The 5,397-nt window shown below is 56.1% G+C and carries 6 protein-coding genes; all 6 read right to left on the reverse strand.

Features of this window, described 5'->3' with window-relative positions:
- Positions 1 to 448 (reverse strand): TlyA family RNA methyltransferase (locus WIH05_RS06830; RefSeq protein ID WP_337425162.1); only part of this gene is annotated, 448 nt, incomplete at its 3' end.
- Positions 445 to 2,388, reverse strand: coding sequence for a 1-deoxy-D-xylulose-5-phosphate synthase (gene dxs / locus WIH05_RS06835; protein WP_337425163.1), 1,944 nt, complete (start codon positions 2,386 to 2,388; stop codon positions 445 to 447). The genes dxs and WIH05_RS06830, both read right to left, overlap by 4 nt.
- 22 nt (positions 2,389 to 2,410) lie before the next feature.
- Positions 2,411 to 3,304, reverse strand: coding sequence for a polyprenyl synthetase family protein (locus WIH05_RS06840; RefSeq protein ID WP_022273679.1), 894 nt, complete (start codon positions 3,302 to 3,304; stop codon positions 2,411 to 2,413).
- Positions 3,288 to 3,527, reverse strand: coding sequence for an exodeoxyribonuclease VII small subunit (xseB, locus tag WIH05_RS06845; RefSeq protein WP_022273680.1), 240 nt, complete (start codon positions 3,525 to 3,527; stop codon positions 3,288 to 3,290). The genes WIH05_RS06840 and xseB overlap by 17 nt, the downstream gene beginning before the upstream one ends.
- A complete protein-coding gene (gene xseA / locus WIH05_RS06850) occupies positions 3,494 to 4,795 on the reverse strand; it encodes an exodeoxyribonuclease VII large subunit (protein WP_337425164.1) in 1,302 nt (433 codons plus the stop codon). Before xseA ends, xseB begins: the two co-directional genes overlap by 34 nt.
- Positions 4,796 to 4,816: 21 nt before the next feature.
- A complete protein-coding gene (gene nusB / locus WIH05_RS06855) occupies positions 4,817 to 5,275 on the reverse strand; it encodes a transcription antitermination factor NusB (protein ID WP_158358532.1) in 459 nt (152 codons plus the stop codon).
- Positions 5,276 to 5,397 lie beyond the last annotated feature (122 nt).

Consider the following 5,397-nt stretch of genomic DNA (forward strand, 5'->3'; position numbering starts at 1 on the left):
TGGAGACGAACTGGATCTTGTCCGGGATCTCCTCCGGGGTCACATACCGGATGTTGGTCTTTTCCATGCAGACCACCCGCGGGTCGTTCCTGAGCTTCCAGGCCAGCTGTCCATGGCCCACATCCACAGAATAGACCTTCACAGCCCCGTTCTGCAGCATGCAGTCGGTGAACCCGCCGGTGGACGCTCCCACGTCCATGCAGATCTTCTGATCCAGGGTCACGCCGAAATGGGTCATGGCCTTCTCCAGCTTTAAACCGCCCCGGCTCACATATTTTAAGGTGCTCCCCCTGACCTCGATCTTTGCCGTCTCCTCAAACATGGAGCCGGCCTTGTCCTCCTTCTGGTCATCCACATAGACGATCCCGGCCATGATCACCGCCTTGGCCTTCTCCCTGGACTCTGCCAGATTCTTTTTTACTAACAGCACGTCTAACCGTTCCTTCATGGATCCCGACGCTCCTTCTCTGTACTATTTGGACAATCGAAACTGTTCTGTATTTTCATATTTCCATGACTGTCATATGGATCTAAATATTCCGTAAAGATCCGTTTGATCACCGAATCGCTGTCGATCCCCAGCATCTCCCGCAGGAGCGACACGTTCCCATGCTCCACATAGGCGTCCGGAAGAGCCACCTGGATCACATGGATCTCCGGATGGTGTTCATGGATGTACCGGGTGGCGCACATGCCCATGCCGCCCCGCAGCACATTTTCCTCCAGGGTAACGATCAGCTTATGGCTCCTGCACAGCCGGTCGATCATATCCGTGTCCAGAGGCTTTACGAACCGGGCGTTGACCAGGGTACAGGAATATCCTATGGCCTTCAGCTTTTCCCTCACATGCTCTCCAGTGCTGACCATGCTTCCCAGGGCAAAAAGAGCGATGTCCTTCTCCTCAAAAAGCATTTCCGCCTTTCCGTATTCCACCGGCGCATCAAATTCGGAAAGGCCCCGGTAGGCCTGTCCTCTCGGGTAACGGACGGCCAGAGGACCGTCAAAGCCCACGCCGAATTCCAGCATCCGTTCCAGCTCCCACAGATTTTTTGGCGCCATGATGCTCATTCCGGGAACCAGGCTTAAAAACGAGATATCAAAGATCCCCTGGTGGGTCTCCCCGTCGCTGCCCACAAGACCGGCCCGGTCGATGGCAAAGAGCACCGGAAGCTCCTGGATACAGACATCGTGGAGGATCTGGTCATAGCCTCTCTGTAAAAACGACGAGTACACCGCGACCACAGGCTTTAAGCCCGCCGATGCCATTCCCGCCGCCGAGGTGACCGCATGGGCCTCAGCGATCCCCACGTCAAAAAAACGGTCCGGGAACTGCTTTGCAAACCTGGAAAGCCCCGTGCCGTCGGGCATGGCCGCCGTGACTGCCACGATCCGTGGATCCTTCTCTGCCAGCTCACAGAGCTTTTCCGAAAAAACATCCGTATAACCCGGGAACTGCTTTTCTTTTAACGGCTTCCCCGTTTCAATATCAAAGGGGTCCACTCCATGGAACCGGGAGGGGTTCTGCTCCGCCGGGCCATAGCCCTTTCCCTTGGTGGTCACCACATGGACCAGGACTGCATGGCGGACCCGCTTGGCCTCCTTTAAGACCTGGACCATTTCCTCCACATTGTGGCCGTCCACAGGCCCCAGGTAGGTGATCCCCATGTCCTCGAACAGCATCCCTGGCACTAAAAACTGCTTGATCCCGTTTTTAGCCAGGAAAAGGCCGTTGACCATGGCCTTTCCGATCACCGGCACAGACCGCAGGGTGCGTTCCACCTTAAGCTTCAGATCCGCATAGCCCTCTCTGGTACGGACATTGCTCAGGTACCGGGACATGCCGCCCACGTTTTTTGAAATGGACATCTCGTTGTCATTTAAAACGATAATAAAATTTTTCTTCAGCTGGGCCGCATTGTTCAATGCCTCATAGGCCATGCCGCCCGTTAAAGCGCCGTCTCCGATGATGGAGATGACCGAATAGTCCTCGCCCAGGATCTCTCTGGCCTGGGCAATTCCCAGGCCTGCGGAAATGGAGGTGGAGCTGTGGCCCGTGTCAAAGGCGTCATAGGGGCTCTCCTTCCGTTTTGGGAAGCCGCTCATGCCGCCGAACTGGCGCAGATCGTCGAAGCCGTCCTTTCTCCCGCTGAGGATCTTATGGGTATAGGCCTGGTGGCCCACGTCCCATATGATCTTATCCTTCGGAAGATCAAAGGCCAGGTGCAGGGCCATGGTCAGCTCCACGACTCCCAGGTTGGAGGCCAGATGGCCGCCTGTACGGCTGATCTTTTCCAGCAGAAACTGCCGGATCTCCTGCGCCAGCACCGGATAATCTTCCGCTTTCAGCTTCTTGATATCCGAAGACTGTTCTATCTTTTCCAGAAGCATTCCGTTCCTACTCCTTTAAGTCCTATTTCTCCCGGTCCACCAGGGTCTTAATGAGCGTTCCCAGGAATTCCTTATCTCCCGGAAGGCTGTTTAAAGCGTCTGCTGCCCGGTCTGAGAGTGTTTTTACTTCTGCCTTTGCCTTTTCCAGTCCCTTTAACGTCACATAAGTGGTCTTTTCGTTCTTTTCATCGCTTAAGACCGGTTTTCCCAGGACCTCTGCGGTGCTCACCAGGTCCAGGATATCGTCCTGGATCTGGAACGCCATTCCCACGTCGGCAGCGATCCGTTCCACCGTTTCCTCTTCCTCTTTTCCGGCTCCGGCAAGCACCGCCCCGATCCTCATGGACGCCTCCAGGAGCGCCCCGGTCTTTAACCGGTAGATAAAGGAGAGCTGCTCCTCCGGAACCGGCTTTCCTGTCAGCTCCACATCCACCGTCTGACCGCCGATCATTCCATAGATCCCGGTCTTTTCTGCCAGGATCCCCATGGCCCTGGCCACCCGCTCCGGATCTCCGCCCAGGGCCAGCGCCTTAGCCGCCGTCTCAAAGGCAAAGATCATCAGTGCGTCTCCAGCAAGCACCGCCATATCATAGCCGTACACCTTCCAGGTGGTAGGCTTTCCCCGGCGCAGCTCATCGTTATCCATACAGGGCAGGTCGTCGTGGATCAGAGATGAGGTATGGATCATCTCGATGGCTGCCATAAAGGGCAGGATCTCCTTTCCCTTTCCGCCGAGCATCCGGTACGTCTCCATCATGAGAAGGGGACGGAGCCTCTTGCCTCCGGCCTTTACACTGTAATTCATGGCCTCGAAGATCGTCTTCTGGAAGCCCTTTTCCTCCGGCAGGTACGCATACACCGCCGCCTCTGTTTCCGCCGTTTTCTGTTCCAGTAATTCTTTAAAACTGCGTTCCATCGTCCTCTTCCTCCGCCGGTCCTCCGCCCAGGACCATGATCTGCTTTTCGATCTTTTCTATTTTCTCATTGCAGCTCTTCACCAGCCGCATGCCTTCCTCATAATTCTTAAAGGCATCCTCCAGGGAGCCCTTTCCGCCCTCCAGGCGGCCGATCAGATCGTCCAGGGCCGCAAACGTTTCCTCTATGGTCATGTCTGCTCCGTTTTTATCCAGTTCTGCCATCCCGACTCCTCATTCCTTTCCGTTACCAGGGCCGAAAGCGTTCCATCTGCCACCTGTACGGTGATCCCGCTCCCCGGCGGCGCCTGCTTTACAGAGCCCAGCCGTTTTCCCTCCTGATCCTCGATATATCCAAAGCCCTGGCTCAGCTTTCTCAAAGGAGAAAGCCCCCAGAGCCTGCCGCTGGCCTCTGCCAGCCTTTTTTTGTCGTTTTCCATCCTCCGGTCCATGGCGCGGGAGAGGCGTTCTTCCCGGCTCTGGAGCCGTGACCGTTTCTCCCCGGTGCGGGCGTCCATGATCCGCTCCAGCCGTTCCTCCTGGTCCGCCAGCCGCTGCCTTTTTTCCCGGATCACATGCTGGGGATGGTAGAGCCGGATCTTCAGTTCATCCTGGCGCAACCTTCCCTTTACCTGATCCAGGAAAAAGCCCATCTCCCGGGAAAGCTTCCGCTTTCTGGCTTCCAGATCCGCCGCAAACCTGGCGTAATCAAAGACAGCCAGCTCTGCCGCTGCCGAAGGCGTAGGGGCTCTTAAGTCCGCCACATAGTCGGCAACGGTCACATCCGTTTCGTGGCCCACTGCAGAGATCACCGGCGTTTCACAGGCAAAAATGGCCCGGGCCACCTCCTCCTCATTGAAGGCCCACAGATCCTCGATGGAGCCGCCGCCCCGGCCTACGATGAGAACGTCCAGTCCCATGGCGTCCAGGGTACGGATCCCATTTACGATGCTCTCCCTGGCTCCCTGTCCCTGTACCAGGGCCGGATAAAGGATCAGCTGCACATAGGGATTCCTCCGCCTGCTGATATTGATGATGTCCCGGATGGCCGCCCCGGTGGGGGCTGTCACGATCCCTACGGACATGGCATATCTGGGGATCGGCCGCTTATACTGGGCTGCAAACATCCCCATCTCCTCCAGCTCCCGCAGAAGCTTTTCAAACCGGACGTACAGGTCGCCCCGGCCTGCCAGCTCGATCTCCGACGCGTAAAGCTGGTATCTTCCGTCCCGCTCGTAAACGTCAACGGTCCCCTTGATCACCACCTGCTGGCCCTCTGCCAGACGAAAGCCCAGCCCCTTTCTCTGGCCTGCGAACATGACGGCTGAAAGGGTCCCTCCCGAATCCTTTAAGGTAAAGTAAATGTGGCCGGAACTGTGATATTTACAGTTGGAAACTTCCCCCTTCACCGAGAGCCGGCGAAGAAGGAAGTCCTGGACAAACATATTTTTGATATACGAATTCACCTGCGTGACTGAATATACTCCCGCCATAGCTGCTCTCCGGCCTTGATTTTATTCGGATCTTTCTTCCACCAGCTTCGCCAGGATCCCGTTGACAAAGGCCGGGGCCCCGTCTCCGCCGAATTTCTTGGCCAGCTCCACAGCCTCGTTGATGGCCACCTTCTCCGGGATCTCCTGATCCTCCTTCATCTCAAAAAGAGCCAGCCGGAGGATCGTAAGCTCAACCCGGCCCATGCGTCTGGTCTTCCAGCCCTCGGCCACCCCGTTGATCTTCTCATCCAGCTCCGGGATCTTTTTCATGATAGCCTCCACCCGGGCCTCCAGGGCCGTTTTATCCGCTCCCTCCAGGTCCACCTGGTGGAGCACCTCGTCCGCTCCGTCCTTTCCTGTAACGTCCTCCACCGGAGCGTCAAAATACCGCTCCAGCTGTTCCTCCTTTTCCTCTGCCGGATAAAAATCCTGGCAGAACAGCATCTTAAAGCAATGTTCCCGAGCTTCCCTTCTGGTCATCGGATTACCTCCATTTATAATCTGAACCGTTTCTTCGATTTCATTTTCTGGTCTTATCTTTCGATTATACATGAATCTGCATAGTTTCACAAGACCTTTATGTATACGGACGCAAAAAACAG

Origin of the sequence: Alitiscatomonas sp. (assembly GCF_037242085.1) — a bacterium.
In the GTDB taxonomy this organism is placed as follows: Bacteria; Bacillota; Clostridia; order Lachnospirales; family Lachnospiraceae; genus Alitiscatomonas; species Alitiscatomonas aceti.

Excerpts from the sequence above, each read along its gene's own strand:
- dxs (WP_337425163.1), bottom strand. The coding sequence starts at position 2,388 with ATGCTTCTGGAAAAGATAGAACAGTCTTCGGATATCAAGAAGCTGAAA.
- xseB (WP_022273680.1), bottom strand. The coding sequence starts at position 3,527 with ATGGCAGAACTGGATAAAAACGGAGCAGACATGACCATAGAGGAAACG.
- WIH05_RS06840 (WP_022273679.1), bottom strand. The coding sequence starts at position 3,304 with ATGGAACGCAGTTTTAAAGAATTACTGGAACAGAAAACGGCGGAAACA.
- xseA (WP_337425164.1), bottom strand. The coding sequence starts at position 4,795 with ATGGCGGGAGTATATTCAGTCACGCAGGTGAATTCGTATATCAAAAAT.
- nusB (WP_158358532.1), bottom strand. The coding sequence starts at position 5,275 with ATGACCAGAAGGGAAGCTCGGGAACATTGCTTTAAGATGCTGTTCTGC.